The following is a 26579-nucleotide window of genomic DNA, read 5'->3' on the forward strand; positions in this document are numbered from 1 at the left end:
TCACGTACACCGTAGTGGATGTAGTTACCAGAGAAGTCATTTGCTTCAAGAGACTTAGAACCAGACCACATAGTTAGGTTAGAAGGCGCAAGGTCAGCAGAGCCGCCCATGAATTCAGGTAGCATAGCACCGAATGCTTCTAGAGCATTTTGAGATGCTTTACGTGATGCGATGTTAGCTGGGTTAGCTTGAAGATCAGCGATGATTGCCGATGCTTTCTCTTCCCACTCAGCTGGAAGGTCACCGTTTACGCGGCGTTTGAATTCAGCTGCCAGCTCAGGGTATGCTGCTTCATAAGCTGCAAGTTTCTCGTTCCACGCTGCTTCCTTAGCTGCGCCTGCTTCTTTCGCATCCCACTCTGAGTAAACTTCCGACGGAATTTCAAAAGGACCGTGCTCCCAACCTAATTCTTTACGTGTTGCTGCAATTTCTTCAGCGCCTAGTGGTGCACCGTGACAGTCGTGCGTACCTGCTTTGTTTGGAGAACCAAAGCCAATAACTGTTTTAGTACAGATTAGAGTCGGGCGAGGATCCGCTTTAGCGGCTTCGATTGCAGCGTTGATAGCGTCAGCGTCGTGGCCATCTACAGCTGGGATTACGTGCCAACCGTAAGCTTCGAAACGCTTAGGTGTATCGTCAGAGAACCAACCTTCAACTTCACCATCAATAGAGATACCGTTGTCATCCCAGAAAGCAACCAGCTTACCAAGACCTAGTGTACCTGCTAGAGAACATGCTTCGTGAGAGATACCTTCCATCAGACAGCCATCACCCATGAATGCATAAGTGAAGTGGTCTACGATGTCGTGACCTTCTTTGTTGAACTGTGCAGCCAACGCTTTCTCAGCCATTGCCATACCAACAGCGTTAGTGATGCCTTGACCTAGAGGACCAGTCGTTGTTTCGATACCTGGTGCGTAACCGTACTCTGGGTGACCTGGAGTCTTAGAGTGTAGTTGACGGAAGTTCTTAAGATCTTCAATTGAAAGCTCGTAACCTGCTAGGTGAAGCAGAGAGTAAATCAGCATTGAACCATGGCCGTTAGACAGGATAAAACGGTCGCGGTCAGCCCACTCAGGGTTTGATGGGTTGTGGTTTAGGTGAGAACGCCAAAGTACTTCAGCGATGTCAGCCATACCCATAGGAGCGCCTGGGTGACCAGAGTTTGCTTGTTGTACACCGTCCATGCTCAAAGCACGAATAGCGTTAGCTAGATGTTTGCGATTCATAATTGCTTCCAATAGAGTCTAAATTAGAAATTTATAGTTTTGAAATAAGAGAGGAACGAAATTCGTTCCTCTTTTTTATATGGTAGTGATTACAGCTTAGCTGCGATCATGTCTTCTAGTTTACCTTGGTCAACTGCGAAGTTACGGATACCTTCAGCCAGTTTCTCAACAGCCATTGCGTCTTGGTTGTGGTCCCATAGGAACTCAGCGTGAGTCATTGCTGCAGGGCGCTCTTTAGTACCGTTAGAGTCGATTAGCTTTTCTACAACTTCACCTTCAGCCGCTTCTAGGTCAGCTAGAAGTTGAGGTGCGATAGTTAGACGGTCACAACCAGCAAGTTCAAGGATCTCGCCGATGTTACGGAAGCTTGCGCCCATAACAACAGTCTTGTAACCGTGCTCTTTGTAGTAGTTGTAGATGTCTGAAACAGAGATAACGCCTGGATCTTCAGAAGCTTCAAAGTCACGACCTTCTTTCGCTTTGTACCAGTCCATGATGCGACCAACGAAAGGAGAGATTAGGAATACGCCAGCTTCAGCACAAGCACGAGCTTGAGCGAAAGAGAATAGAAGCGTTAGGTTACAGTTGATGCCTTCTTTCTCTAGGATTTCAGCAGCACGGATGCCTTCCCAAGTAGAAGCTAGTTTGATAAGGATACGGTCGTTAGTGATGCCAGCGTCGTTGTACATTTTGATTAGTTGACGAGCTTTAGTCACACTGCCTTCTAAGTCGTAAGAAAGACGAGCGTCAACTTCAGTTGAGATACGACCAGGAACAACTTTAAGGATTTCTTTACCGATGTTTACGTTCAGCATGTCACAAGTATCTTGAACTTGCTGTGCTTTGTCGCCGCTTTGAGCTTTAGCGTATTCGATAGAAGCATCAATTAAAGGTGCGTACTCAGCAATTTGAGCAGCCTTAAGAATTAGAGAAGGGTTAGTAGTTGCATCTTCAGGTGTGTACTTGCTGATAGCTTCGATATCACCAGTGTCCGCTACAACAGTTGTAAGTTTACGTAGTTGCTCTAATTTATTGCTCATTGTTGATCATCCTATGTCTTGGGCAACACTTCATCAAAATGAAGCGTGGGCATTTGCAAGCTAACTCATCCACATTCATAAATTTGGTTAGTAGAAAGTGTATGAGTTTAAATTTTCAATTGAGCGAACATTTGTCTCGAACATATGATCGCTCAATGAGTAAATGATGTAGCCATATTTATCTGATCTAGCGGTAAAGTCAATTACGAATGACTGTTAATAGTGACTTTAATCAAATATATTTATCATCAGTCACCATAAGGCTTTCAAGCAAACGTTTAGCAATAATTCAATCCCTTTTATCCCCATCCTATATTCACCTAAATATGCCTGAGAATATGTAACTTGAATGAGCAAATGCTCAGTGTGTATAATGAGTTTAGATGAAAAGATAAGAATATGGCGAAGTCTATCTTAGGTGAAATAATTGTTAATGGTGGGTTAAATAGAATATGTCTAATAATATTCAAGATGTTTCGGAAGAAAATACCGATGTACTAACAGAAATTGCCGTTGCTTATTACCAAGACGGAGCGACTCAAGAAGAAATATCAAAAAAGTTCTCAATCTCACGTGCAAAGGTAGGGCGAATGCTCAAACAAGCGAGAGATGAAGGGATAGTCGATATTACGGTGAAGTACCACCCAGTGTTTAGTGCCAAAATTGAGCAGAGATTGATTGAACGTTTTGGTGTTAAACGAGCTTTAGTGGCGCTTGACCAACCTCAAGAAGAACAGCAACGGTTACAGGTGGCAGGATTGGTATCAAAGTACTTAACCAGCTCACTTAAGAATGGAATGGTAGTGACAGTAGGGCAGGGGCGAAATGTATCTTCTGTTGCACACCATGTTGGCGTAATCACGCCACGTGATTGTAAGTTCGTTTGCGGTATTGGCGGTATTCACCCAAGAGGCGGTATGTTTAACGCGGATCATATTTGTCGTCAGCTAGCTAAAAAATATGGCGGCAGTTCAGAAACCTTGTATGCCCCTGCGTATGCGGAAAACAGAGACCAAAAGTTAGCATTCATGCAAAACGCGACCGTCAAGCAAACTCTGGATTTGGCACGTAAAGCAGATGTTGCATTGGTCGGTATTGGTGATATGAGCGAGAACAGCTACATGGTTGACTTAGGCTGGTTTACCGCTGATGAAGTGGTTCAGTCACGATTACTGCAAGGCGTGGTTGGGGATTTTGCTGGTTACGACTTCTTCGATGTGCATGGTAAAGCTGCAAATACTGTCATGAGTGACCGAGTAATTGGATTGGGCTTAGAGGAGTATCGCGCAATCTCTGATGTTATTGCTATTGCGGCGGAAAACAGTAAGCCACTCGCTTTATTAGGTGCGTTGCGTTCCGGAGTTGTAGATGTAATTGCCACGACGGTAAGTAATGCTTTAACGGTTTTAAATCTAGACGAGCAGCTCAGCGTGAGCAACCCAAACGGCAGTGAATAGCAAAGCAACTCCCTGTATCGCTGAATTCACTATTTGATCAAGTCATGGAAAAAACGCCCCTAGTTGAAACCGGTGTAATAATGGGGATAACAATTAGACATGACTCGAATAGTGAATTTGTTCAGCGGTTGAAAGAATTATCACTCTTTAATGTTAAGCCACATTAAAGGAGATAATTATGAAACTGTCATTTATTACACGAGCCATTTCTAGCAATAGTGATCAATCAAGTTCTATCTTTAAATCTAATCCTATCAGCGCGCTTAGCTTAATAGCAGCAGCTTGTATACTCACACCTACAGCACATGCCGATGATAAAGTTGTCGCCGGGTACTTTGCTGATTGGCAATACCTGAATAAAGACAACCCTTATACTGTTGATGACATACCAGCAGACAAGCTATCTCATATTATCTACGCCTTCTTAAGCATGTGTGGTCCCCACACAGGAGCCGGTGAGCCAGTCCAAAAACAAATTCAGCAGCAATGTGCGGATAAAGAACCCTTTACTGCGATTATTGTGGATAAAAAATCGGCATTAGAAGTCGATTTTGGTGATGTGAATGTAGATGTTGGCTATAAAGGTCATTTTGCCCAGTTAGCTCAGCTTAAAGCCGACAATAAAGACATTGTAATATTGCCATCATTCGGCGGGTGGACAATGTCTGAACCTTTTCATGCGATGGCGAAAGATCCTAAAGCCATTGCACACTTTTCCAAAACGGCTGTTGAGTTGATCCAAAAATATGACTTTTTTGATGGTGTTGATCTTGATTGGGAATACCCAGGAGGCGGCGGTTTAACCACTTCGCCTTGGAACCCAGAAACTAAGCTCACTGATGAGCAGAAAGCGTCAGAACGAGAGGCTTTCACGCTGTTAGTGAAAACGCTTAGAAGTGATTTAGACGCTTTGTCGAAAAAAACGCGAAGAGACTATGAACTTTCAACGGCTGTAGGCGTGGGTGCTAAAGCTGCACAAATTGATTGGAATGCAGCCAGCCCATATTTAACGAATATGTTTGCGATGACGTATGATTTCCTCGGCGGGTGGGGAACACAGACTGGACACACAACAAATTTACATGCCACAGAGCGCAGTTGGTGGGGAATGGGAGCTGATGTGTTCATTAATCAAATGATTGAACAAGGTATCCCTAGTGAAAAGCTGGTGATCGGAGCTGCATTCTATGGTCGAGGCTGGCAAGGCACAAAAGACTTTGCTGGAGAATTACCGAAAGGTGATCTGGTTTCAGAACAAGGTGCGCAGTTTGGTACTGGCGAAAACGGTTACTTCATGTTCTGGGATCTTATGAATAATTACAGTAGCAAGCAGGGTTATGAGTACAAGTACGATGAACAAGCTCAAGCACCTTACTTGTGGAACCCTGACAAAAAAGTATTCATATCTTTCGAAGATCAGCGTTCAATTAAAGCAAAGGTCGAATGGGCGAAGAAATCTGACCTAGGTGGTATTTTTACTTGGGAATTATCCGGTGATCCTACAGGTCAACTGATAGATGTCATGCATAATGAAATGAATAAATAATTCATTCATTAAAAATAAAACACCTAGCAAATATGCTAGGTGTTTTTCTATCTACTTATCTACTTATCTACTTATCTACTTATCTACTTATCTACTTATCTACTTACTTTGTTAATCCACTTGCTCATGTTTCTAAATAGAAAACTCAGCATACTTAGTCTCCTGCTGATTTAGGTGAACAGCCAACTCTTCTGAAGAGATAGGGCGGGAAAAGTAGTAGCCTTGCATCAAATCACACTTACACTCTTTAAGTACATCAAAATGTTGATTAGATTCAACACCTTCAGCCAATACAATCATTCCAAAGTTTTTGCCAATAGCGATAATATTCTGAACCATAGTAAGAGATTGTTGATCACAATGTATGTTCTCAATGAAACTCTTATCAATTTTTAACTCATTGATCGGTAGCGCTTTTAGCATGCTTAATGATGAGTAACCCGTTCCAAAGTCATCGAGCGAAATTCTAATACCTTTCTCATGTAAGGATTCACATATTGGTTTTACGTGACTTAAATCTTCAATAAACAGGTTTTCAGTAATTTCTAAAGTCAGTAAATCAGGGTTAAATTGATATCTTTCAAGTGTCGATATCAAATGTTCAGAAAATCGTTTATTCATAAATTGACGGACTGAGATATTAATTGAAAGCCCAAATTTGATTTGCTCAGATTGATGCAGTCTAGCTATTTGTTGAATGCTAGACTCAATAATGAAAGTACCAAGGCGATTCATTAAACCTGTATTCTCGGCTATAGGGATAAAAACATCTGGCGGGATAAAACCTAACTCTTCATCTATCCATCGAACTAAAGCCTCAACTCCATAGGTACTACCATCGGCATTCACTTGTGGTTGGAAGACCATGAATAAGCTTTTATTCTCAACTGCAAGTCTTAGTCTTTGTTCTACCTTCATCTTATAAAGGTGAGTTTCTTGCATTTCAGAAGTAAAAATACTGAAAGAATTTTGTTGCTTCTTTGCTTTATACATTGAGATATCGGCTGCTCGAAGTAAGCTATCTAAGTCGTTTCCATGTTCAGGAAACATTGAAATCCCGATACTGCAGCCGAGTAGAAACTGGGAGTCATTGACTTCATAAGGCACCGCCAAATCATCAATGATCCGTTGGGCGAGGGCTTTAACATCTTGTTCATGATTTCGAGGCGTCAGTAAGATGAATTCATCACTGGATTCCCTGACAATTAAACATTCACTGGTATGAATATTAATAAGACGTTTTGATATTTGCTTAAGAACCTTGTCACCAAAATCATGACCATGCGTATCGTTCACACTTTTAAAATTGTCGATATCAATGAACAATAATGAAAATGGTTTGGTTTTGTTACCTAGCCAGTGATGGATGTCATTCCTCATATATTGCCTGTTCGGCAATAAAGTCAGAGGATCGTGACTTGCCTGATACACTAGCTGCTCTTTTGCGACCATTTCACTTTTGGCAATAGAATTTACGAGTAAATAAAAACCAATATGTAAAAGTATAAAGACTAAGAAATAAACAAGAAATTCTTTAGCGAAGAGCTCGTCTACGTACGTGAGATCTGTTTGACCTACCACCCACAATTTATAGTCTCGAAGATATTTTGCGGTAACGATGGCATTTATTTGAGGGTCAGAGGTAGCGATGGAATAGCTTTGATTACTGAGTTTTATTTCCTCAATGCTAATGTCATGTTGTTCTGCCACTTTAGCCGTGATGACCTTATACATGTTCGCATCAACAGTTTCATTATATCGAGCTACAGAATGAATAGGTGATGATTCAAATTGACGAAAGTGATCGGCGCGTATGAGCAGTAATTCATTGTAATCGCCATAGTGAGTATTATCGTTAAAAACTAAAGTACTATTCAATTGCAAACCAGCTGTCATAACGGCTTGCACGCCTTTTCCAGGTAAAGAAATCGCTTTTCTAATCGGAATGATTAAGCTATTGAGAGACTCGTGAAAATAAGTTCGCCCTAGAATCATCTTGTCACTGTTGAGAGCTTCTATAAATGAATCTCTGGTGTGTGGCCTTTCCATTAAGCCGGGCAAAGTCGATAAGCTGAGGTTGGAACTTACGGCAATGAAGTTTCCTTCTTTGTTAGTAAGTCCGAAAGCGGCAATCGCGGGGTGAGTATCGAGTAATTGGTCAAGTATTGGTCTAATCTGTAGGGCTGCTGTACGCGTGAAGTCAGATTGCTGTACGAGCTGATGACCAACCACCTCTAGTAGAGCTTCTTGACTGGTTAATAGAGAATTGACTGATGTTGAAAAGAGTTCGACTTGTAGGTGTTGCTTGTCTACAAAGTCTTCTCTGTTCGCATCCCACTTGTTGTAACCTAGCAATGTGAAAAGTATCAGGGTGATTGAGACAATCAGAAAATACAACATCCAGATATTTTTCTTGAATACAGCCATAGAAGTCTTCTTTTGTGATGAAATTCTTAACTCGTTTAGTTCTTTAAGCTTGGTTTTCAATCGCTTGAATTCTGGGATTTAAAGCCACTATTACTGAGGTTAAAGCAACGGCTACTGAAACTAAAATTAGCTGCTTAAATTTTGGGTCACAGCGATAGGAAGGTTCGAGTCGGCTCCCCACTCAGTCCATGAACCATCGTAAATGCTCATGCTATTTCGATAACCTGCAATGTATGATGCTACAAGTAAAATACAAGCGGTAACACCAGAACCACAACTAAAAATCATGGGGTTAGATTCATCTAATGGTAGTTGATTGAAGATGTTCTTCAAGTCTTGCGTATCTTTTAAGTGACCATCGTTCAGGACTGATGCAAATGGAAGGCAAAGGGAGTGAGGAATATGCCCACTGCGCAAACCTTTTCTTGGCTCTGGTACTTTTGAATCAAATCGAACCTGTGAACGCGCATCAATAATATTTGCGCTTTGTGCATTTGAATAGGTTAACACTTGTTGAGCATTAATAAAGTAACCATGTTCAAGTGTTCCACTGAAATCACCGTCTTGAGTGACCTCTCTATAATCTGCGGTTGTTGCTCCTCCATTTTTTATCCATGCAGGTAAACCGCCATCTAAGATCAATACTTTGTTATGTCCCATAGCTTTAAACATCCACCAAGCTCTAGGTGAAGCATAAGTCCCTGCATTGTCATAAATCACAATGGTACTTGAATTGTTGATACCCAGTGCTTGTGCTCGTTCGTTGAAATGCTTTTCAGAAGGAAACATATGAGGGAGTAGAGTGTGACGGTTGCAAAAGTCTTTGTCATAGTCGAATTGAATCGCATTGGGAATCATTTGCCCAGTAACCTTTGGAGATTCGCCAGGGATTTGAAACTCGATACTGGCATCAAGGATAATTGTGTCTGGATCGTTATAAATCGTCTGTAATTGTTCAGCAGATATAAGTATTGGATTCATTACAATGTTCCTTTTTCTGTAGAGACAGAGCAGCTTATAAACTGGTAGCTGCTTTTTTGCGTGAGTTTATTCGAGAGTTCTTGAAGTAAAGCTAAGTCGTTGACTTGGCAGTTTGTAGTCGGGGGAATACCAAGTCGAAATGTTCCGAGTTCTGAGTGCTCAAGGGTCAAATATCGCCTGTGTCCATCCAGCGATTGTGTAAGAGTATTGGCAATAACAGTAGCCGATATCTTGTGTTTAGTAGGTGTGCTCAGTGGATAACGAGAAAGCAAAACAAGCGTGATGCACCCGATGAAAAGAATTATTAGACCGACTTTAAGTTGCTTCATTCCATTGAAATACTGAATAAATAATTCATATAAGATACGGTACAAACAGGATAAATGGAATCTTGTTAGCTGAAATATGTGCTTTAACAAAGAAAACCGCAAACTCATTATTGAGCTGCGGTTTATGATTATTATCTGAATACTTAGCTTTTCCTAGCTACGGCTAGTTACCAAGTTAATTGGCTCTCAGAAGTAGAGAATACTTGCTGTAAGGGCGGTTGGTCATCAAAAAACCATACTTCAACAAGAAACTCATCCTCTACCGATGGAGCAGAAAAACTGCTATCAAATGTTCCAGAGTTCAAAGAACCAGCGATAACCTTACTAGAATAATCGGGCTTGTAGCTAGAGTCATTCTTGATCGAGAACCGAGTATATACAGAGACAAATGATCGAGCGGTTGTGATACTACTTATATCGATGTCCAGTTCATAGTCGCCCATGGGGTTATAATCAAAGCCATCAGGTACAACGAGATCTTCCATCTTTGTTGCAGTTGCTGGTGCAGGTGTAGCTGCAGCACCTGAGCCTCCGCCACTGTCTCCCCCACATGCACTTAGTAATAAAGTAGAAAGCGCGCACACCACCAGATAGCTGTTTTTGAAAATAGAGTTATTGAATAAAGTCATGTTGAGCTCCTTACCTATGGGATATAGCATTGGTTAGCTGCTGGTACTTTGTACCAATCAGTAGATTGCTGACCTTCCGATTCTGCGTAACTCGCAAAGTCAGGGTAAGCGGTGACAATGTTGACTCGTTCAAGCGGCCATTCCCACTCATCTGGTGAAGTGATCAATAACGCCCAAGGGTGATTTTCGACTGTTTTAAAATACTTACCTTCGGCAGGTCGGCTGTCATCAACCCCTAGACCAGTGTTAAAAAGATTAGCGCTATCGAAAGCTTCTGTTGGAGAGTGATCGGATAAATGTACTTCCCAACTTCTTCCTGGATGTAATGGTAAATTTGGACCGTGGTAGTGCCCTGGAGTGGCAAAAATGAACGGGTCGTAGGGCATATCAGTCCAAATATTAGTTTCAATACCTTCGCCGTTAATTGTTACCCCTATCTGGAACTCAAATTCTTCAGCTTCCTTGCAGTCAGATTTGGTTCTATAGAAGCTACAGCCATTCGATGTATGAGCCGTTAAGTTTTCAGTCACGACGAAAATGGCTTCTGATCGATTGTTCTCAAGCCCTAAAGTATCGTTTACACCTGAGTCAACGTACGTTCCATTATGTTTCATGTATGAACTAGACGCGTTGACCATTGCCGGTGTTAAACCTTCCATTCGAATCGCAAAGCCATTTAGATAGTCAGCCCCAACGGCTGCCAATCTGCCATTGATAGTTGATTTAACCACTTTCCCATCTTTTAATATTTCCGTGATTCGATAGAAAATTACGGCATCGTTCATATCGTAATCTGCTTTGTATGGCCAATTATCTTCATAAGCTAATGTTGCGTAGCCAGAAGCGCTAGGGAAGTAGCGAGCTGAAGCGCCGTCATTCAAAACATCTACCTGAATATCAACCACCTCACCTGACGTGGAGCCGCCGAAGTAATCTAAGCCTGTTTGCTGACTGAATCGAAATCTTGCCCAAGTTGTGCCAGTTAATGCGCCAATATCAGCTGTTAAGAAAAGAGTGTTTTCCCCGGCGGACAGAGCTTGATCAGTAAAGACTTGCTCGTTTTCTCCATCAAAGCTGCCATCTTGGTTCCAATCTATCCAAGCAGATAAATAACCAGAAGTTGAAGCGTCGATTAATACTTTAGAATCTAAACCGGACTCAAGACCTGTAACAAAACCAATACCGCCATTTGACCATTCGTCATCGATACCAGATGATTCATCAGACTGAGGCGCGGTGAAGCCGTTTTGTTCACCATCAGGTTGAGCGGTACCAAGCCATGTAAGCCCATCAAGTTCATGACGTGGGCCATTACTCTCAAGTAACGTTAGGTAGCTGTTTGGGGCATCGCCGAAGTCAATATTTGAATCTTCATCAACAACAGGTGCATTGGCACATCGAGCACCATCGTTTTGGCTAGAGGCTGGACCGTTAGAGACAAACTCAACGGCTGGCACAATACCATTGTCGATATTGGATTGGTTAGAGGTGGAAAGGTTGATTCGGTATATCTTCCCATCTTGATTACGCGAGACATAATAATAGCCGTTCACATCGAAGTACCCAGCACCAAATGTTCCGGTTTCTCCTGTATCCCCAATCATTTCACTTGAACCATCGGTACGGTCGAATCTATACAAATAGCCAGAGTTATTGTCTATGCCATACAAAAAGCCATTACCGGGATGGAAAGCAAAATCTGTTAGGTTGATGGTAGCCGTCGAAGAGATTTGAGTAACAGGTAATACGGCATTTTTATCAGAATCAAGAGGGGTTAGGTCAATAGAAAATAGCCCTTCGCCTTTGCGGTATAGGTAATATTTATGCCCAAAAACGTCACCAACATAGAATGTATGGTTGGTCGGTAAACTACTTGTATTGATGACTTCTGCTTGGAAATCTTTACCGAGACGAACAATACGTTTGTTCGTTGTGTCGTAGCCATAAATGTATCGGTCATCAAAATCGAAACCAACAGCATTTATATTGGCATTTATTCCAGTGTCGGCCTGCAACAAGGTTGTCGAACCTGTAACGAGATTGATGCCGTATACTTGAACAGGTGTTGACTGAAACAAATATGCCTGACTAGGGCAGGTATCGAAAGGGGCAGCGTGAGCGAAAAATGGCATGCCTAGCATTAAACTGAGTGTTGTAATTCTCATGTATACATCCTTATATTGGGTGATGTAGTTAATTAATCAAATTACGTGCCAGTTTCAACTTGTTGATTTTTAATGGAAAATATTTAGTAAAAACACCCTTGGTAAAATGATTGTCATAATGAGAAGGTGTTTGAGTACTCATGTTTAATAAAAAAGCCCCAGAATATTCTGAGGCTTGGTCATTTTGTTTGACTTACTAATTATAATTTAAGAGCAAATAGGGCAAGTAGGTATTTTCATTAGTTTCATTTCACGCCAGCTTAAGGACATTGCATCTAGAATCAGTAATTTCCCTTTTTTAGGGGTGCCGAAATTCGCGATAACTTTGATGGCTTCTAGTGCCTGAGTTGCCCCAATGATCCCTACTACGGGCGCCATCACACCAGCTTCAACACAACTTAATGCTGCGTTACCAAATAAAGAGCTTAAACATTGGTAGCAAGGTTCATTCGAATCTTGATAAGTGAATACACTGATTTGACCTTCCATGCGAATCGCAGCACCAGACACTAAAGGTGTTTTTGAAGAAAAGCATAATCGATTCAGTTGATTACGTGTTTCAACGTTGTCACTAGCATCTAGCACAAGAGTATGAGATTCAACTAATAGCTTTAGTTCATCATCTCTTAACCTTTTGCCTCGCGTATCTAATGATAAATGCGGATTTAATTGTTTAAGAGATTGAGCGGCGGAATCCACTTTCTTCTTCCCAATATCACCATCATTATGAAGAACTTGACGCTGTAAATTAGACAACTCGACATGGTCGTCATCAATTAAAGTGATATGACCCACACCAGCCGTTGCAAGGTATTGAGCCGAAGCACAACCTAACCCGCCTGCACCAAGCACAAGTACCGAGCTCTGTTTAAGAGCTTCTTGTCCTTCAAAATCAAATTGTTTAAGTATGATTTGTCGGTTATAGCGAAGCATTTCTGCATCAGAAAGAATTTCCATGCGTATGCCTCGTTAATAAAGAGTCGAATTAAAGAGCTGAATTTGCACAGTTTCACCAACTTCAACGCTACCGCGATCTTTCTCTATTACGACAAAGCAGTTTGCTAAACTCATTGAACGGAATGCACCTGAGCTTTGATTTCCTGTGGTTTCCACAACAAACTTACCTTCTTCTATCGTGTAAATTCCACGTTGGTAGTCAGTACGTCCTGGTCCTTTTTTGAAAGCCGATTTGGTCACCGCTGGGATAGATTTCGGAGCCGTCCAAGCTGAATGCCCCGCAAGTTTTGCAAGCATAGGCTGAACGAGAACGTACATAGTCAATATCGCAGATACAGGGTTTCCTGGTAAACCACAAAACCAAGCATTATCTAGTTCACCAAAAGCAAAAGGTTTACCAGGTTTTATCGCCAACTTCCAAAAACCGATTTGTCCAAGCTCTTCTAAAATATCTTTCGTATAATCGGCTTCGCCTACGCTTACGCCACCAGACGTTACAACAACATCAGCTAAAGATTGAGCCTTATCGAAAGTTTGTTTTAATGTTTCAGGGCAGTCAGGAATGATTCCTAAGTCAATGGCTTCACAGCCAAACGCTTCGATTAGAGGTTTTATACCGTAGCGATTACTGTCATAGATTTGTCCTTCAGCTAGCGGTTCACCTAACGTTTTTAATTCATCCCCTGTTGAGAAAAATGCGACTTTAGGTTTACGAACAACACTGACATGGCTAATACCTAGAGAGGCAATCATTGGAATGTCACGAGGCGTTAATCGAGCGCCCTGATTCAGCACAATATCGCCTTGTTTAATGTCATCACCAGTTGGACGAATATTATTATTCAGCTGGATATGTTCTTGTGTGATTTGGATGCCCGCATCAGTGACTAAAGTGTTTTCCTGCATTACGACGGCATCGCAACCTTCTGGGATTTTAGCCCCAGTCATGATTCGAATTGTTGTTTGAGCTGGCCACTCGCCGGAGAAGGGTTGACCTGCAAAAGATTTACCTGCTAGTGGGAGTACACGTGTCTGTTCGAAGTCGACCAATCTTAGGGCATAACCGTCCATTGCTGAATTGTCAAAAGGAGGCACAAAAATAGGAGACAGCACATCTTCAGCAAGAACATACCCAAGCGCATCGGCAAGAGGTAAAGATAAGGTCGTTTGGATTGGTTTTATTGGTGACAGCATTTTGTCTAATGCTTCTTCAATTGGCATTAAGCCAGGAGCGTCGCAACAGCCCATAATTGAATTTCCTTTAACATTTATTATTTTGATTTATAGGTCAGCAGGACTGACTTAACTGCGGGCACTCTAGCATATTTGGGGTTTGTAAATAATGACCTCCCTTAAAATATGGGTGTAATTAATCAAAATTCCGAGTATCCTTTCAGCCATCCAAAAGGGGTAATAAAAGAAGAGGAAGTTCAATGTCAGGTCTTAGCGAATCAGCGAAGTTGGTTAAAGATGCGCTAGCAAGCCGCGGGTTAGAAACACCAATGAGCCCGAATGATGTCAGCCGAGAAGAAAAGAAAGAGCGCATTGAGCATCATATGCGTGAGATCTTAACTCTTCTTGAACTCGATCTTTCCGACGATAGTTTAGAAGAAACCCCGCAGCGCATTGCAAAAATGTACGTTGATGAAGTGTTTTCTGGTTTGGATTACGCTAATTTTCCTAAAATCACAGTTATCGAAAATAAGATGAAAGTGAGTGAAATGGTTTGCGTAAAAAATATTACCGTGACCAGCACTTGTGAACATCACCTTGTTACTATCGATGGTAAAACCGCGGTTGCTTATATCCCAAGAGGGAAGATTATCGGCTTATCAAAAATAAACCGTATTGTTCGTTTCTTTGCACAGCGCCCGCAAGTTCAAGAACGCATGACTCAGCAAATATTAATTGCACTTCAGACGTTATTAGAAACGGACGATGTCGCTGTTACTATGGATGCCGTGCATTATTGCGTAAAATCACGTGGTGTGATGGATGCGACTAGCGAAACGACGACGACAGCACTCGGTGGTTTATTTAAGTCAAACCCTGCGACTCGACATGAATTTCTGCATGGTTTGCGATAAGAGTTAACACGATACTATAAGGTTCTAAGCCCTAGCATTTTGATGCTGGGGCTTTTTCATTTTAGGGGAGTAATATAGAGGTTGATGCTTTATTCAACTGTTGTCTTTGTCAAATTATAGAAATGAAATCTATTCACTAGTTAAATATAAATAGTTACTTTTGTTTATAAATGCTATCTTTCGGTCACTTTTTTCCGAATAAAAAAGATCTGAAACGAGCAATTTCCAGACTATTAGTAAAGGTTTTTACAGCGAAACCAACGTATTTTGTTGTTTACTGCACCAGCTACCTTACTAAGATTAAACCATGCCCTATGAGTTATTGAGAGGGTCTGGTTACTCAGGAAGTCATCAGTTTCAAGTTTTTCAAGATAGTTCTAGATACGATGAATCGACATGCTTCGAAGGCTTAATTTAAACCAGTTATTATTTGTTACGCATATGCTGCTTGTTCTTTGGCTCGTTGGGTCTTTTAGCTATACGCGTTATGCAAGTGAGTGGAGCGGAAAAATAGCCTCTGAAGTTCGTTTAGCAAACTCGTCTATGCAACATGTTTTGAAAGATGTGTCGTTTGCTGCGAGAGGGCTGAATTATAATTATGTTGCCACTCAGCATGCCCTAGCTGGTTACGACGAAACGCCAAATTTATTTTATTTCGAAGTTATCGCCACCTCTAAAAATGAAGAATCCTACAATGTTGCATGGGCAAAAGATGTCGGTGAATTGTGGAATACAGAAGCGTTATTTGAACAGAATGATGAACTAGAAATTAGTATTAAGGGGCTAAGAGAACGCCTCATCACAGCTTCTGAAGAAGATAAGTTTAAACTTACTTATGTTCTTGATCGGTTGCTCGATAAACAAGATAGGTTAAGTAACCACATTCGTCTTGAGAATCTATTTGGAAATATATATTTTGAGCCAGATTTTACTCATTCTGATTATGTTCTGGATCTAGATTCTTGCCTGCTTTACCTCAAACTTCCTCTTTTAAATTCTGAAGGCAGCTATTTATGGGCTGTTTTCGATGCAACAAGTCTGACTCAGTTTAAGATTGACACTATCTTCCTCCTGGCTCGTGAAGCATTTATTGCTATTTTATTCTCGATTGCCTTAATTGTTTGGGCAAGCCGTAGAATTATTCAGCCAATACACCGCTTAGCGGAAAGTATGGAAGGGGATATTGATTCTATTGATGTGGATTCAATTCCTGATCAACATCGTTCTGATGAATTAGGAAAGCTGGCACAGCGTTATGCATCGTTGATTCGTAGAATACAAAACCAAATGTTAGGGCTTAGAAGGCAGTCTTTATTTGATGTGTTGACAGGGGTCTACTCACGATTTGCGTATGAAACACAAGCAAATTTAACACTAGAAAGTTCCTGGAAGAATGATCGATGGTTTGGATTAATTATCATCGATATTGATAACTTTAAAGCCTATAACGATGAGTTCGGTCATGCCACGGGTGATGAAGCCCTTCAAGCTGTCGCTAAAGCATTTAGAACAAGCATTAACCCTCACTCTGATAAAGTGTATCGGTTTGGTGGAGAAGAATTCGTTATTGTTTGTGAGAAATCATCCGCTAGCGGTGTTAGTTCTCTCGCTGAATTATTGAGAACCAATGTTTGGCTGAAGAAAATTCAGCACCCTAACAATGGTGGGCTAGGTTTTGTTACTTGTTCTGTGGGCGTTTCTATGTCCCGTAGTTCTGATAGAGAAGTGAGTTTGAAAGCATTATTTAAGCAGGCTGATTTAGCTCTTTATCAAGCTAAAGATAGTGGGAGGAACCAAGTCGTTATTGCAGGGCAAAGAAACGCGTTAGTCGAGAGTGATGATGACCTGCAAGGTAATAGCCATAAAGAGCATAGCCACTGCCAAACAGAACAACAAGATAAGGCTAATGAGAATAAAGAGCCTGTAGTGTAACTACAAAGCCTGTGACGTAATTAAATAGAGGTGACAGGCGTTTATTTGAAAGAACCAAGAGCATCGTTGGTGATGTTCTAAGTAGCCTAAATACACGCAACTTGTCTTTTATGTTGCTGAACTATGTATTTGAGGCTGCTTACATTATGTATTTAAAAATGCATTCAAAAACTAACGCTTAAACATATTCAATAATTTTGACCAGCGAGATTGTGGCTGGTTGGCAGAATACAGAGAAAAACCGTCGTAAAAGCTTGCCATAAAACCAGTTCTTTGCACTTCAATATCGCCTGACTGAATGCTTAAGATAAGTTTAGAAGTCGCCGTGGCATGATCATTCGCTAAACTGAAATCCATTCCCATTCTTCCCTGAACAAATAGCCATAAATGCGTAATAAATACTAAGTATTTGATATGGGAGTTTTGAAACTTCTTACTATTTTCATTCCCGACAGTACTTTCAAAGACTTTTTGCATGGCATGGCTAGTATCTTTATTCGACTCAACACCATAACTCGCATCAATGTGAGCTTTGGTGAGCAGCCCAAGAAGAGTCTGGCGCTGTGAATTTTGAGGCTTGTTAGTGCATGCATGAGCAAACAAAGCTTGGTTGTGCTCAATAAAATTTTCAAGCTCTGAGTCATAACCTTCAGCTAATGCTTGTATGTTATCAATACCAGACTGTTCTAACGTTTTGCTCAGTTTAGTCATTGCTTTGCAATTCTTCCCATGTAATTTCTGCAGACTGAGTATCACTATTAACAAATGCAGAGTTACCAGAAAGCATGACAGATAAATCCATGGTGCGTTGTGTCATGGCTGCCATTTGCTCAATACCATCATTACTTAAACGCGTAATATCAGCCTTTAGGTAGCCAAATTTGCCTTTATTCTGTTCCCACCACACATTCGATTTAGTATTAAAGCTGAATACTTTTACATTTTTGGCTAATCGAGTAGCTTTTTTAACGCGCTCAGGATCAGGTTCACCAACATCAATCCATTCCACAATTTGATCATCAAGCGTCTTCTGCCATAGATCCGGCTCTTCAATGCTCGATAACCCTTTGGTGAATTGAAGTTCAGGAGAGGCATTCAAACAAAAAGCAATGATACGAGCCATCATGCGTTGTTCGGTTTCAGATGGGTGCTGAGCAATCGTTAGATTAAAAGAATCGTAATAATCGCGGTTCATGTCAGTTAGAGAGATACGAAACTTATAAATTGTTGGTTTAAGAGCCATGGATACATCTTAGATAAAATAGTGGAAGGCGATATTACCCTAATTCTTTGATTAAGGCGCAAAAAAATAGCCAGCAGATGCTGGCTATTCTTAGAAAGCGATAAGCGACTTAATTAAAGTACTTTAATGCTGTCTGCTTGTGGGCCTTTTTGACCTTGAGATACAGTGAACTCAACTTTTTGGCCTTCAGCTAGAGTTTTGAAACCGTCGCCTGTGATTGCAGAAAAGTGTGCAAATACGTCAGCGCCGTTTTCTTGTTGAATGAAACCGAAACCTTTAGTTTCGTTAAACCATTTTACTGTACCAGTAACTGTGTTAGACATGTTGATATCCTGAAATTTAATTATTATGAGCCAATTGTGGCACGATAGCGCGGAAAAATTTATTGCTATTGTGTACAACACAACGGGGTTACTAGTAATCCGACGGTATGTGTATATACAAAGAATTTTCTTTCTAGCCGGGTTCCGAGTCTAAATCAATTAAGTATCAAGTCAACGAATACAAGGGATAAAACGAGCGATATATGCTGGCTGTCAAACTTTTCATTCCTTAAATATCATGGGGTTACAATAGCATGACGTTTTCTGATATTTTTTGTGAAAGTCTTGCCTCAAATAGATTATGATAGTTATGAATATGTGGTTAATCCACAGTTCCTTAATAATGAAAGGAAAACTTATGGGTAAGAAAAGTAAGGCTCTGAAGCCAGCTTTGAATCGGGTCGATGTAACCGACTCTATTGAAGTTGAAACAGGGCGGGGAATAGTAAAAGACAACGCATTAAAAGCAGTCGTAACCAGTAGAATATTCAGAAGCAGAGTAGAAAAAGCGAAAAAAGGAAAGGGAAGTTTTACAAGGAAAGGTAAGCATAGAGGCAAAGAGCCCTATTCAAAAGTTGCTGAAGAGCGATGTTTGAATAGGGTTTTTTTTTGCTCAATAGATTAACACTTTTGAGCAAAACGAAGTACGGAAGTCTTAGTACTTTCTTAAGGACTAACGCTCAACTTTCGGTGAGTAAATGGAGTATGCGGTAATCTGCCCTGCAACAATGGCAGAAAACATGAATAATGCGGACAAACCAATGCTAGGGATTGGTAATATAGATTGCTCAAATACCGATTGGCTTGCACTCACCAATACTCGGCTACCTGGCACAAGAATGATGATACCTTGCACAATATAAATTGCACCTGTTAGGTTCATTCTTTTGGCTATCCAAGTTCCATAAAGTGTAATGAGAACGGTAGTCACCCAAGTTCCTACAACCCAACCACTATCAAAGCCTAAATAGAATGGTCCCCACATACCCAGTACCGCGACAGGCAACCCAAGTAATATGTCTTTTGGACGCGCATTAAATATCACCCCGATACACACAGATATGAGCACTAGTCCGGAAACGTGCATCCAGGTTGGCACTTCATTGGTATACGAGATGGATTCAACTTGCCCCCATAATGCCTCTCCAATATTAAGCCCCATGACTATTCCAACAAAAAGCTTAATCAAAGAAAGCGCGCTTTGCCCTAATAAACTGGTTCCCGATACTAAATCATTAAAGGCGAGGCATTCGAGTGCATTTGCGATTGATAGTCCGGGTACAAATAGAACAACAGATGCAATGCAAAGTGCCCAAATAGGAATTGGCATACCGGTGCTGGCTAAGAAAGCGACGAAAATACCAGTGATAAGAGCTGAGATAAACTCAGCTGCAATGGCTCTTCGTGAATGACAAACTTGCTGACATACCCATACCATGAAACCCAGCAATACGGAAAAAGCGACAGCTTCCAATGTACTGCCCACCAACATTAAATAAGCTGGTGGAATGCCCATATTCGCAAGCGCACTGACCACTTTTGAATAGCCAACAGGCTCAGGTACGGGCTCGCTACTCGGTTGGTTAATACGAATGATCGTATTCGCAAGTAAGCTGAGGTTAATGGATGCTGGTTTATGGCGTTTAAGAATGACAGCATTATTATCATCAGGGAATTGGTAATTGATCGCGGTGGGTGTGGCTTGAATCATCACATCAACCCCATGCTTCTTTGCATAATATTGAGTATATTTTTCGAGCTTATATGGGGCACAACCACTGCGATGAAGAGTGTCTCCAATTTCAACAATTTTGTTAATTCTATACTGCGAAGGCATGGGCATTTAAGGGATGAACAAATTTGCGGCAAATGTACCAGAGCTGTTTTCAAATAACGAGATATTTAGGTGATTTTACGCAGACTTTTTACTACTTTTTACCAACATTGAATACTTGAGCCTTACATCTACCTAATTTGTACTAAGCTTATTAAAAAGTTTTGTATATATGTATTTTTTATAAAGTTTTCAATACGTAAAAAAGTATAGGGAGTGAGATTGGATCGAAGAACGAAACGTCGACAAATGATCGTATCTGTTGTTATTGCCATCTTTATTTATTTTGGCTCGTCAGTTGTGATTTCAAGAATTTTGTCATACCAGCTATGGCAGCAAACGACCGTTGAAGCAAGCAGAATGCTAGCAAGTGCCAACGAAATTAAAGATGAGATCATACTGAGCTTAACAAACCTAAATATCCTTCCTTTTGAGCAATGTTCAGATGAAAATCTATTGGAAATGCGTAAGACACTTTTTCGCTCTCAGTACATTAAGGATGTCGGCTATTTCACTAATGGAGACTTAGTGTGCACGACAGGCTTAGGACAATTAGATGTACCGTTTAAAGATAGAACCCCACCAAATTTTGTGACTGAAGATGGAATTGAGTATTGGAGTTTTGAACACTTAATCTTTTTTGACCAAGAGCACTCTGCACTGATTGCTCGTTATCAAAACTATAATGTCGTGGTTGAGCCAACAACATTCGGTCATTTAGTTAGTGAGGATTATGAATGGGAGATGTTCTTCAACGGTAATAATCAAACCTATACATGGGCGGGACAAGAGGGTGTTGCCGATGAAGCAAGGAAAGAGCAGCCAATGAGCCTAATGTCTCCGGCTTTGGTTTCTGTCATAAAGTGCAACTCATATAAGCGTGTTTGTGTGGCGGTTAAACCAAAATTATTAAACCGAAGTGAATACCCACCGCTATTGTTTGAATTAACTACGTTACTTTCCATTTGTTTTTCGGTTTTTGCCTACTTGCTAGTACATAAGTATTTTCGAGTTCAATGGACACCGATTAAACGGGTGCAGAGAGGTTTAGCTTCTAACCAATTTTATTGTTTATATCAGCCGATCGTTGAGCTGAAAAGTGGGAAGATAATCGGTGTTGAAATGCTTGCAAGATTTGAAGATCAGTACGGGTCATTAACTCCCGACGAGTTTATTCCGCTAATTAGCCAGTTAAATAAAACTTGGCAGTTCACGGAACAGGTCATGCTCAAAGCTATGCTGGAAACAGTACCAATTAGCCATAGTGGATTTAAACTGAGCATGAACATATATCCTCAAGATATAGCCAATGGGAATGTTGAATCTTTACTCGAACTGAGTGCATTCAACGACTTTCCAGGAAAGATCATGCTAGAGGTAACAGAGAGTGAGTATTTAGAAGGAGATGGTGCCTGCAATACGCTTAGCCAATTACAAAAACAAGGTGTGGATATTGCCATTGATGATTTTGGTACAGGTTACTCTAACCTAAATCAGCTACGGAAAATAAACAGCCAAGTGCTCAAAATTGATAGAAGCTTTGTTATTGATGTTGAAGATGGGGCAATTCGTTCATCTTTAATCCAACATATTGTTGATATTGCTCGAGCTGAGAATATGTTACTCGTGGCTGAAGGGGTCGAAACCTCGGTTCAGCACCAAGCATTAGCCAAAATGGGGATAGAATATGCCCAGGGCTGGGCGTTTGGCAGACCAATGAGTTATGAAAAGCTAGTCCGCCTCCTTAGTGAAGAGTAAGAACATAGTGCGCTAGATCACATTTATATTTTATCGAGAGCTACGTAATGTGTAAAAAACTAGCGCTTTGCTGAATATACGGCCACTTAGACGAAAAAGGTAATAAAAAAGGTTTCGTTTTCAGTTAGATGTGGCATTATCAATCTCGTTAAGACGATGTGCGTGCATCGTATAATGGCTATTACCTCAGCCTTCCAAGCTGATGATGCGGGTTCGATTCCCGCTGCACGCTCCAAGTCTTGCCGCTATTCAGTCTTTTTTCGAGACAATATGCGTGCATCGTATAATGGCTATTACCTCAGCCTTCCAAGCTGATGATGCGGGTTCGATTCCCGCTGCACGCTCCAATTAGCTCAATGAGAGCAATATTTAATTCCTCAATTCAGTTTCCAATAAATTTAAAACTTATCGCTTTGTTGCGATGTTTTTTCGTATCTGTTGAAAAACTATTGAGGCGTACCTTTCTTTCAGGTTTGCCGCTTCTCGTCAGTATCACCTTTCTTAACTTCCCATCAGGCATCCGCTGCAGATTCAACTCTATAGCATCAAAAGATAAACTGATGGATAGAGAACGAGCTTCATTAACGAACGTATCGAAAGCGATTGGCGTTTCACAAAGGCAATTATCTCAATACGATACTAATTTTATAGAAGTCACCAGGTAAATGTTTCTAGAAGAAGCAAAGTCTCAGCTTGAGTTGGATGAGTTGGTGACAAATAGCTTTTTCGAGGAATGAGCTACACTCTTTTGTAAGGCTAAGTGGGTGTGTATATCGTAATCAGCGATATGGCTTGAGTAATTTTGCTACTTCATTGTCAAATATGAACCCGTCGCACAATTTATATTGGGTTAGATTGCTGTAGATGATGATCTTCGTTAGTGTTCGGAAAAATCACCTGCAGCAATAAGATTTCTGAGTTGTTTTCTATGTTAAAGCGTTTTAGCTTCAAATTATGTATATGCTTCGTTAGCCTCTCATTGCTTTCGGCATGTGGCGGAGAAGATAGTAGTTCGGGAAATGGTGGTACTCCTGAACCTGCTTCCCTGACTCAAGATCAGCGTTACGATCTTCTCTATCGTTCGACATTTGGTCCACAGCCAAACTCCTATCAAGAATTAGAAAGCTTAGGCTATATTAATTGGCTAGATAAGCAGTTTTCTGCGGTCCCAAGTTTGCACTCAACACGCCTGAAATCTTACCCACTTGAAGCTGATAAAGACACTTACAACCAAGCAGATCGCGTGGCAGTTTGGTGGGATATCAGCATTAATGCACCAGATCAATTACGACAGCGTGTCGCGTTTGCATTGAGTGAAATTTTCGTGATTTCGCGTTATGGCGCTAGCTTGGGTGGTCGTGCACTAGAGATGACCGACTACTACGACATGCTCATCAAGCATGCTTTTGGCAATTATCGTGATCTGATTGAATCAGTGACGCTTCATGCTGCGATGGGTGATTATTTGTCAATGATGGCTAACCAAAAAGCTGATCCTGAGAACAATCGCTACCCCGATGAAAATTATGCACGAGAAGTTATGCAATTGTTTAGCATCGGGCTTTATGAATTAAATTCCGATGGTACAGAGAAACTTGACAGCCAAGGTCAACTGACCCCGACTTACTCGCAGGATGACATAGAAAACCTTGCACGGGTATTTACTGGTTGGCACATAGCTGAAAAATCTAGACCATCGTGGGGTTCTAAAGATGGGAATTGGTTCCTGCCAATGGTCGCTTACCCTGAACGTCATGATGATGAAGAAAAGATGGTGTTGGGCGAAGTGTTTGCGCAAGGGCAAACTGCCGAGCAAGATATGGCACAAGCCATGGACATGCTGCTTAATCACTCGAATACAGCTCCGTTAATCAGTAAGCATCTTATCCAGAGATTGGTTACTTCCAACCCTTCTCCAGCTTATGTCGCTCGAATTAGTGGACTATTCAGCGATAATGGTGAAGGCGTTAGAGGTGATCTTAAAGCGGTGATTCGTGGGATTCTAACGGATAGCGAAGCTCTTAACGGTGGTGATCGTTCACCCGTTAAGATGAAAGAGCCCTTGATAGCCATGACCAATTTTTTCCGCGCATTTGAAGCAAAATCAGCCGACCCTTCAGGACGATTCCATAACTCTATCGACATGTTCAGGTCATATGGGCAGTCTCCACTTGGTTCGCCTAGTGTGTTCAATTTCTTTTCTCCAGACTACGCCCCAAATGGTGAGATCGCTACCGCAAATGATGTTGCTCCAGAGTTCGAGATACTGAGCTGGAATAATTTCATTCTCACCAATAATCAGCTTTGGAATGCGACGGGCCGAACAAATTACGAGAATGAAGATAATCCTAAACGCATTGTCATAAATACGGCGCCTTTAGAAGCGATCGCTAATGACCATACAGCATTGATCGAAGAACTTGAGAGGCGTTTACTTTCTCAAAGAATGAGTGAGCCACTTAGAGCTGTGGTATTGGAGTCTTTAGAAAGCCTTCGCGATACGCAGCAAAGTTTAAAGGTCCGCAATGCACTTTATATTGTCGTGACGAGCCAAGAGTTTCATATTGAGGAGCTAGCCCAATGATTTCACGTCGTCAACTGTTGGCTGCTATGGCATCGACACCACTTGTTTCGATGATGGGTACCGGCTCGGCACATGCGTTGCCAAATAATGATTACAAAGCGCTGGTTTGTGTGTTTTTGTTCGGTGGCAATGATGGCTTTAACATGCTGATGCCGAATGATAATACTCACTATGATGAATACGCTGCTGCGCGTCCAGATATTGCTATCCCTCAAGCGTCATTACTGCCTTTAGCATTGAATACAGGGTCAGAGCTGACATTAGGTTTACACCCATCCATGGTTGATGTTCAAAGCCTGTTTGATAGTGGAAACATGATTGCCATTGCTAACAGCGGAGTCTTAATTGAACCTTCAACAAAAGTGGGGTTAAAGGACGGGACACATGCGATGCCCCCCTTTTTGTTCTCTCACAATTCACAACAAACTGAATGGCAACGGGGTTGGTCTGGAAGTACAACAACGTTAGGTTGGGCCGGACGATTGATGGATGTACTCAGTAGCGAGACTGACGCCATTAGCCCAACATTTAGCCTTAATGGATATGCTCAGCTACTGAACGGTAGCGATCATAGCGCTAACCTTATTAATGCATCGTCGTTGCCAAAAGTGAATGCCATTAATAATACCCAACGCCGTAAGAGTTTTGATCAAGTGATGAGTCTGTCTCCTTTAACTGCATTTGGGCGGGAGTTTGATCGTGTGAAGAGTGATTCAATTTCGATAAGAGATACACTTGCAACAGCAATTGATTCGATACCGGAAGAGGAACATTTCCCTGATATTTCTCTAAGTCATCAGTTACATACAGTTGCACGACTGATCAAATCGAGTGATCAGCTAGGTCACCAAAGACAAGTTTACTTTGTCGGATTAGGTGGTTTTGATACACATGCTAACCAACTGAATGACCATGCAGAATTAATGAGCGCTTTGAGCCAGTCGCTAGCCGCGTTCAATCAATCGATGGAGGCATCAGGACTAAACGATAAAGTAACCACCATGACGATGTCTGATTTTGGTCGACGCTTAGCGAGTAATGGGTCTGGAACCGACCATGGTTGGGCAAGCAATCACCTTGTGATGGGCGGCGCACTAAATGGCCGACAGTTATACGGACAGTGGCCATCGTTAATCCTTGATGGAGAGAATGATTTCAATAAAGGGCGAATGATCCCGACCACTTCCGTTGAGCAAATTGGTGCAACAATCGCGAAATGGATGGGAGTGAGAACGGATAGTGCAATGGATTATATATTTCCAAATTTAGCCAATTTTTCGGTACAAGACTTAGGATTCTTAAAATAATCTAGGCTTATGGCTTTTCAGTTTGTACTCCGAATCCCAATGATCAGTTCTGATTCTTCTTAGTTTAATTATTGAGTGCTGTTGATTATTTAAACGAAGAGTAGTAGCCTTTGGAGCTAGGCAAGTTGGATGCCTGTCTCGTAAAAACGATTGTACCAACGCGTAAACATATATAAGCAAGCATTTCACTTGTATATCACCCCGTAACCGATAGCGAGTAGGTTGAATAAACGGAGGACGATATGCGTCATCAAAACAACCCAGATCTCCAACTATGGCTTCGAGAAGCTAAAGGTTTACAAAAGTTAGCTCAGTCAGCATCGTTGGCTCATTCTTTACCTGTACTTAGGCGACTGCTTAATTCTAAGGTGTTGACTAATACCTCACTGGTTGAACTCAAGAGCAACACGAAGATTATCCAACGTAAACATTTATTACAGATGCTCGCTGCTGAAAATGGGGCGAAATGCTGGGCTGAATTTAAACAGCACATCATTACTGCTCCAGAAGGCTCAATCCTCCCTAATAGCATTGAATTACGTGATGCAGGCTATCCAATTCTTTGGTTCGCTAATGCGGCTGATGCCACTCTCTATGCTGACAACCATGGTGGGAAAGTCGTTAAGGTCGGCACACAAGCGGCGGTTGCTCCACAGCAATGGGAAAGATAGCGAGTTCAAGAAAAAGGTAATGAGTGTTACGTAATATCGATTAGGGAAGAGGTAGGGTTTAGCCGATATGGCTGAAACCT

The 26579-nt window shown here is 41.3% G+C and carries 22 protein-coding genes and 2 tRNA genes; 11 read left to right on the forward strand and 13 right to left on the reverse strand.

Translation table 11 applies throughout. The features are described from left to right. Both L4C37_RS16580 and tal read right to left on the reverse strand, forming a co-directional pair. Nucleotides 1–1229 (reverse strand): transketolase family protein (locus L4C37_RS16580; RefSeq protein WP_429769209.1); only part of this gene is annotated, 1229 nt, incomplete at its 3' end. 89 nt (nt 1230–1318) lie between these two features. Next, nucleotides 1319–2269: a transaldolase gene (gene tal / locus L4C37_RS16585; RefSeq protein ID WP_137375376.1), complete on the reverse strand. Its 951-nt coding sequence runs from the start codon at nt 2267–2269 to the stop codon at nt 1319–1321. Nucleotides 2270–2721: 452 nt separating this feature from the next. Between tal and L4C37_RS16590 the strand changes: the two genes are divergently transcribed. Together L4C37_RS16590 and L4C37_RS16595 are read left to right on the forward strand one after the other, a co-directional pair. After that, nucleotides 2722–3726: a sugar-binding transcriptional regulator gene (locus tag L4C37_RS16590; protein WP_137375375.1), complete on the forward strand. Its 1005-nt coding sequence runs from the start codon at nt 2722–2724 to the stop codon at nt 3724–3726. 178 nt (nt 3727–3904) lie between these two features. After that, the gene (locus L4C37_RS16595; protein ID WP_429769210.1) at nt 3905–5272 is read left to right on the forward strand and encodes a glycoside hydrolase family 18 protein; all 1368 of its coding nucleotides are present in this window, start codon (nt 3905–3907) and stop codon (nt 5270–5272) included. Between the two features lie 132 nt (nt 5273–5404). Here L4C37_RS16595 and L4C37_RS16600 read toward each other — a convergent pair whose 3' ends face one another. The 7 genes from L4C37_RS16600 to moeA form a co-directional block, all read right to left on the reverse strand. Further along, nucleotides 5405–7699, reverse strand: a complete 2295-nt coding sequence (locus L4C37_RS16600; protein WP_137375374.1) for a bifunctional diguanylate cyclase/phosphodiesterase — start codon at nt 7697–7699, stop codon at nt 5405–5407. Between the two features lie 126 nt (nt 7700–7825). Next, complete coding sequence (locus tag L4C37_RS16605) at nt 7826–8680, reverse strand: sulfurtransferase (RefSeq protein WP_429769211.1); 855 nt, start codon at nt 8678–8680, stop codon at nt 7826–7828. Next, nucleotides 8680–9009, reverse strand: coding sequence for a hypothetical protein (locus tag L4C37_RS16610; RefSeq protein WP_429769212.1), 330 nt, complete (start codon nt 9007–9009; stop codon nt 8680–8682). Before L4C37_RS16610 ends, L4C37_RS16605 begins: the two co-directional genes overlap by 1 nt. Nucleotides 9010–9176: 167 nt before the next feature. Then, the gene (locus tag L4C37_RS16615; RefSeq protein ID WP_273295149.1) at nt 9177–9638 is read right to left on the reverse strand and encodes a hypothetical protein; all 462 of its coding nucleotides are present in this window, start codon (nt 9636–9638) and stop codon (nt 9177–9179) included. Nucleotides 9639–9652: 14 nt separating this feature from the next. After that, nucleotides 9653–11803: an LruC domain-containing protein gene (locus L4C37_RS16620; RefSeq protein ID WP_429769213.1), complete on the reverse strand. Its 2151-nt coding sequence runs from the start codon at nt 11801–11803 to the stop codon at nt 9653–9655. A gap of 207 nt (nt 11804–12010) precedes the next feature. Then, complete coding sequence (gene moeB / locus L4C37_RS16625) at nt 12011–12760, reverse strand: molybdopterin-synthase adenylyltransferase MoeB (RefSeq protein ID WP_429769214.1); 750 nt, start codon at nt 12758–12760, stop codon at nt 12011–12013. A 12-nt stretch (nt 12761–12772) separates the two neighbouring features. Continuing rightward, a complete protein-coding gene (gene moeA, locus L4C37_RS16630; RefSeq protein ID WP_429769215.1) occupies nt 12773–14008 on the reverse strand; it encodes a molybdopterin molybdotransferase MoeA in 1236 nt (411 codons plus the stop codon). 185 nt (nt 14009–14193) lie between these two features. Here moeA and folE point away from each other — a divergent pair, with 185 nt between their 5' ends. Together folE and L4C37_RS16640 are read left to right on the forward strand one after the other, a co-directional pair. Next, on the forward strand, nt 14194–14847 hold the full coding sequence (folE, locus tag L4C37_RS16635; protein WP_137375367.1) for a GTP cyclohydrolase I FolE: 654 nt from the start codon (nt 14194–14196) through the stop codon (nt 14845–14847). 396 nt (nt 14848–15243) lie between these two features. Continuing rightward, nucleotides 15244–16779 (forward strand): sensor domain-containing diguanylate cyclase, encoded by a 1536-nt coding sequence (locus tag L4C37_RS16640; protein WP_429769216.1) that lies wholly within the window; start codon nt 15244–15246, stop codon nt 16777–16779. A 171-nt stretch (nt 16780–16950) separates the two neighbouring features. Here the strand turns inward: L4C37_RS16640 and L4C37_RS16645 are convergent, their stop codons facing one another. The 3 genes from L4C37_RS16645 to L4C37_RS16655 all read right to left on the reverse strand — a co-directional run bounded on the left by L4C37_RS16645 (nt 16951) and on the right by L4C37_RS16655 (nt 18345). Next, nucleotides 16951–17490, reverse strand: coding sequence for a hypothetical protein (locus tag L4C37_RS16645; protein WP_429769217.1), 540 nt, complete (start codon nt 17488–17490; stop codon nt 16951–16953). Continuing rightward, complete coding sequence (locus L4C37_RS16650) at nt 17483–18022, reverse strand: YaeQ family protein (protein WP_372268200.1); 540 nt, start codon at nt 18020–18022, stop codon at nt 17483–17485. The genes L4C37_RS16645 and L4C37_RS16650 overlap by 8 nt, the downstream gene beginning before the upstream one ends. A gap of 113 nt (nt 18023–18135) precedes the next feature. Further along, the gene (locus L4C37_RS16655) at nt 18136–18345 is read right to left on the reverse strand and encodes a cold-shock protein (RefSeq protein ID WP_137375363.1); all 210 of its coding nucleotides are present in this window, start codon (nt 18343–18345) and stop codon (nt 18136–18138) included. A 358-nt stretch (nt 18346–18703) separates the two neighbouring features. Between L4C37_RS16655 and L4C37_RS16660 the strand changes: the two genes are divergently transcribed. Then, the gene (locus L4C37_RS16660; protein WP_429769218.1) at nt 18704–18970 is read left to right on the forward strand and encodes an alternative ribosome-rescue factor A; all 267 of its coding nucleotides are present in this window, start codon (nt 18704–18706) and stop codon (nt 18968–18970) included. Nucleotides 18971–19018: 48 nt separating this feature from the next. Here L4C37_RS16660 and L4C37_RS16665 read toward each other — a convergent pair whose 3' ends face one another. Beyond that, nucleotides 19019–20182 (reverse strand): threonine/serine exporter family protein, encoded by a 1164-nt coding sequence (locus tag L4C37_RS16665; protein ID WP_137375361.1) that lies wholly within the window; start codon nt 20180–20182, stop codon nt 19019–19021. 219 nt (nt 20183–20401) lie between these two features. Here L4C37_RS16665 and L4C37_RS16670 point away from each other — a divergent pair, with 219 nt between their 5' ends. From L4C37_RS16670 to L4C37_RS16695, 6 genes are all read left to right on the forward strand, one after another. Then, the gene (locus L4C37_RS16670; RefSeq protein WP_429769219.1) at nt 20402–21937 is read left to right on the forward strand and encodes an EAL domain-containing protein; all 1536 of its coding nucleotides are present in this window, start codon (nt 20402–20404) and stop codon (nt 21935–21937) included. Between the two features lie 160 nt (nt 21938–22097). Beyond that, a tRNA-Gly gene (locus L4C37_RS16675) sits at nt 22098–22172 on the forward strand. A 37-nt stretch (nt 22173–22209) separates the two neighbouring features. Then, nucleotides 22210–22284 (forward strand) — tRNA-Gly (locus tag L4C37_RS16680). 581 nt (nt 22285–22865) lie between these two features. Continuing rightward, entirely contained in the window at nt 22866–24521 is a 1656-nt protein-coding gene (locus tag L4C37_RS16685) for a DUF1800 domain-containing protein (protein ID WP_429769220.1), read from the forward strand. Further along, the gene (locus L4C37_RS16690) at nt 24518–25828 is read left to right on the forward strand and encodes a DUF1501 domain-containing protein (RefSeq protein ID WP_429769221.1); all 1311 of its coding nucleotides are present in this window, start codon (nt 24518–24520) and stop codon (nt 25826–25828) included. The genes L4C37_RS16685 and L4C37_RS16690 overlap by 4 nt, the downstream gene beginning before the upstream one ends. Before the next feature lie 242 nt (nt 25829–26070). After that, nucleotides 26071–26499, forward strand: coding sequence for a hypothetical protein (locus L4C37_RS16695; protein ID WP_137375319.1), 429 nt, complete (start codon nt 26071–26073; stop codon nt 26497–26499). Nucleotides 26500–26579: the final 80 nt, after the last annotated feature.

This window comes from Vibrio kagoshimensis (assembly GCF_050337535.1).
Taxonomy (GTDB): Bacteria; Pseudomonadota; Gammaproteobacteria; order Enterobacterales; family Vibrionaceae; genus Vibrio; species Vibrio gallaecicus.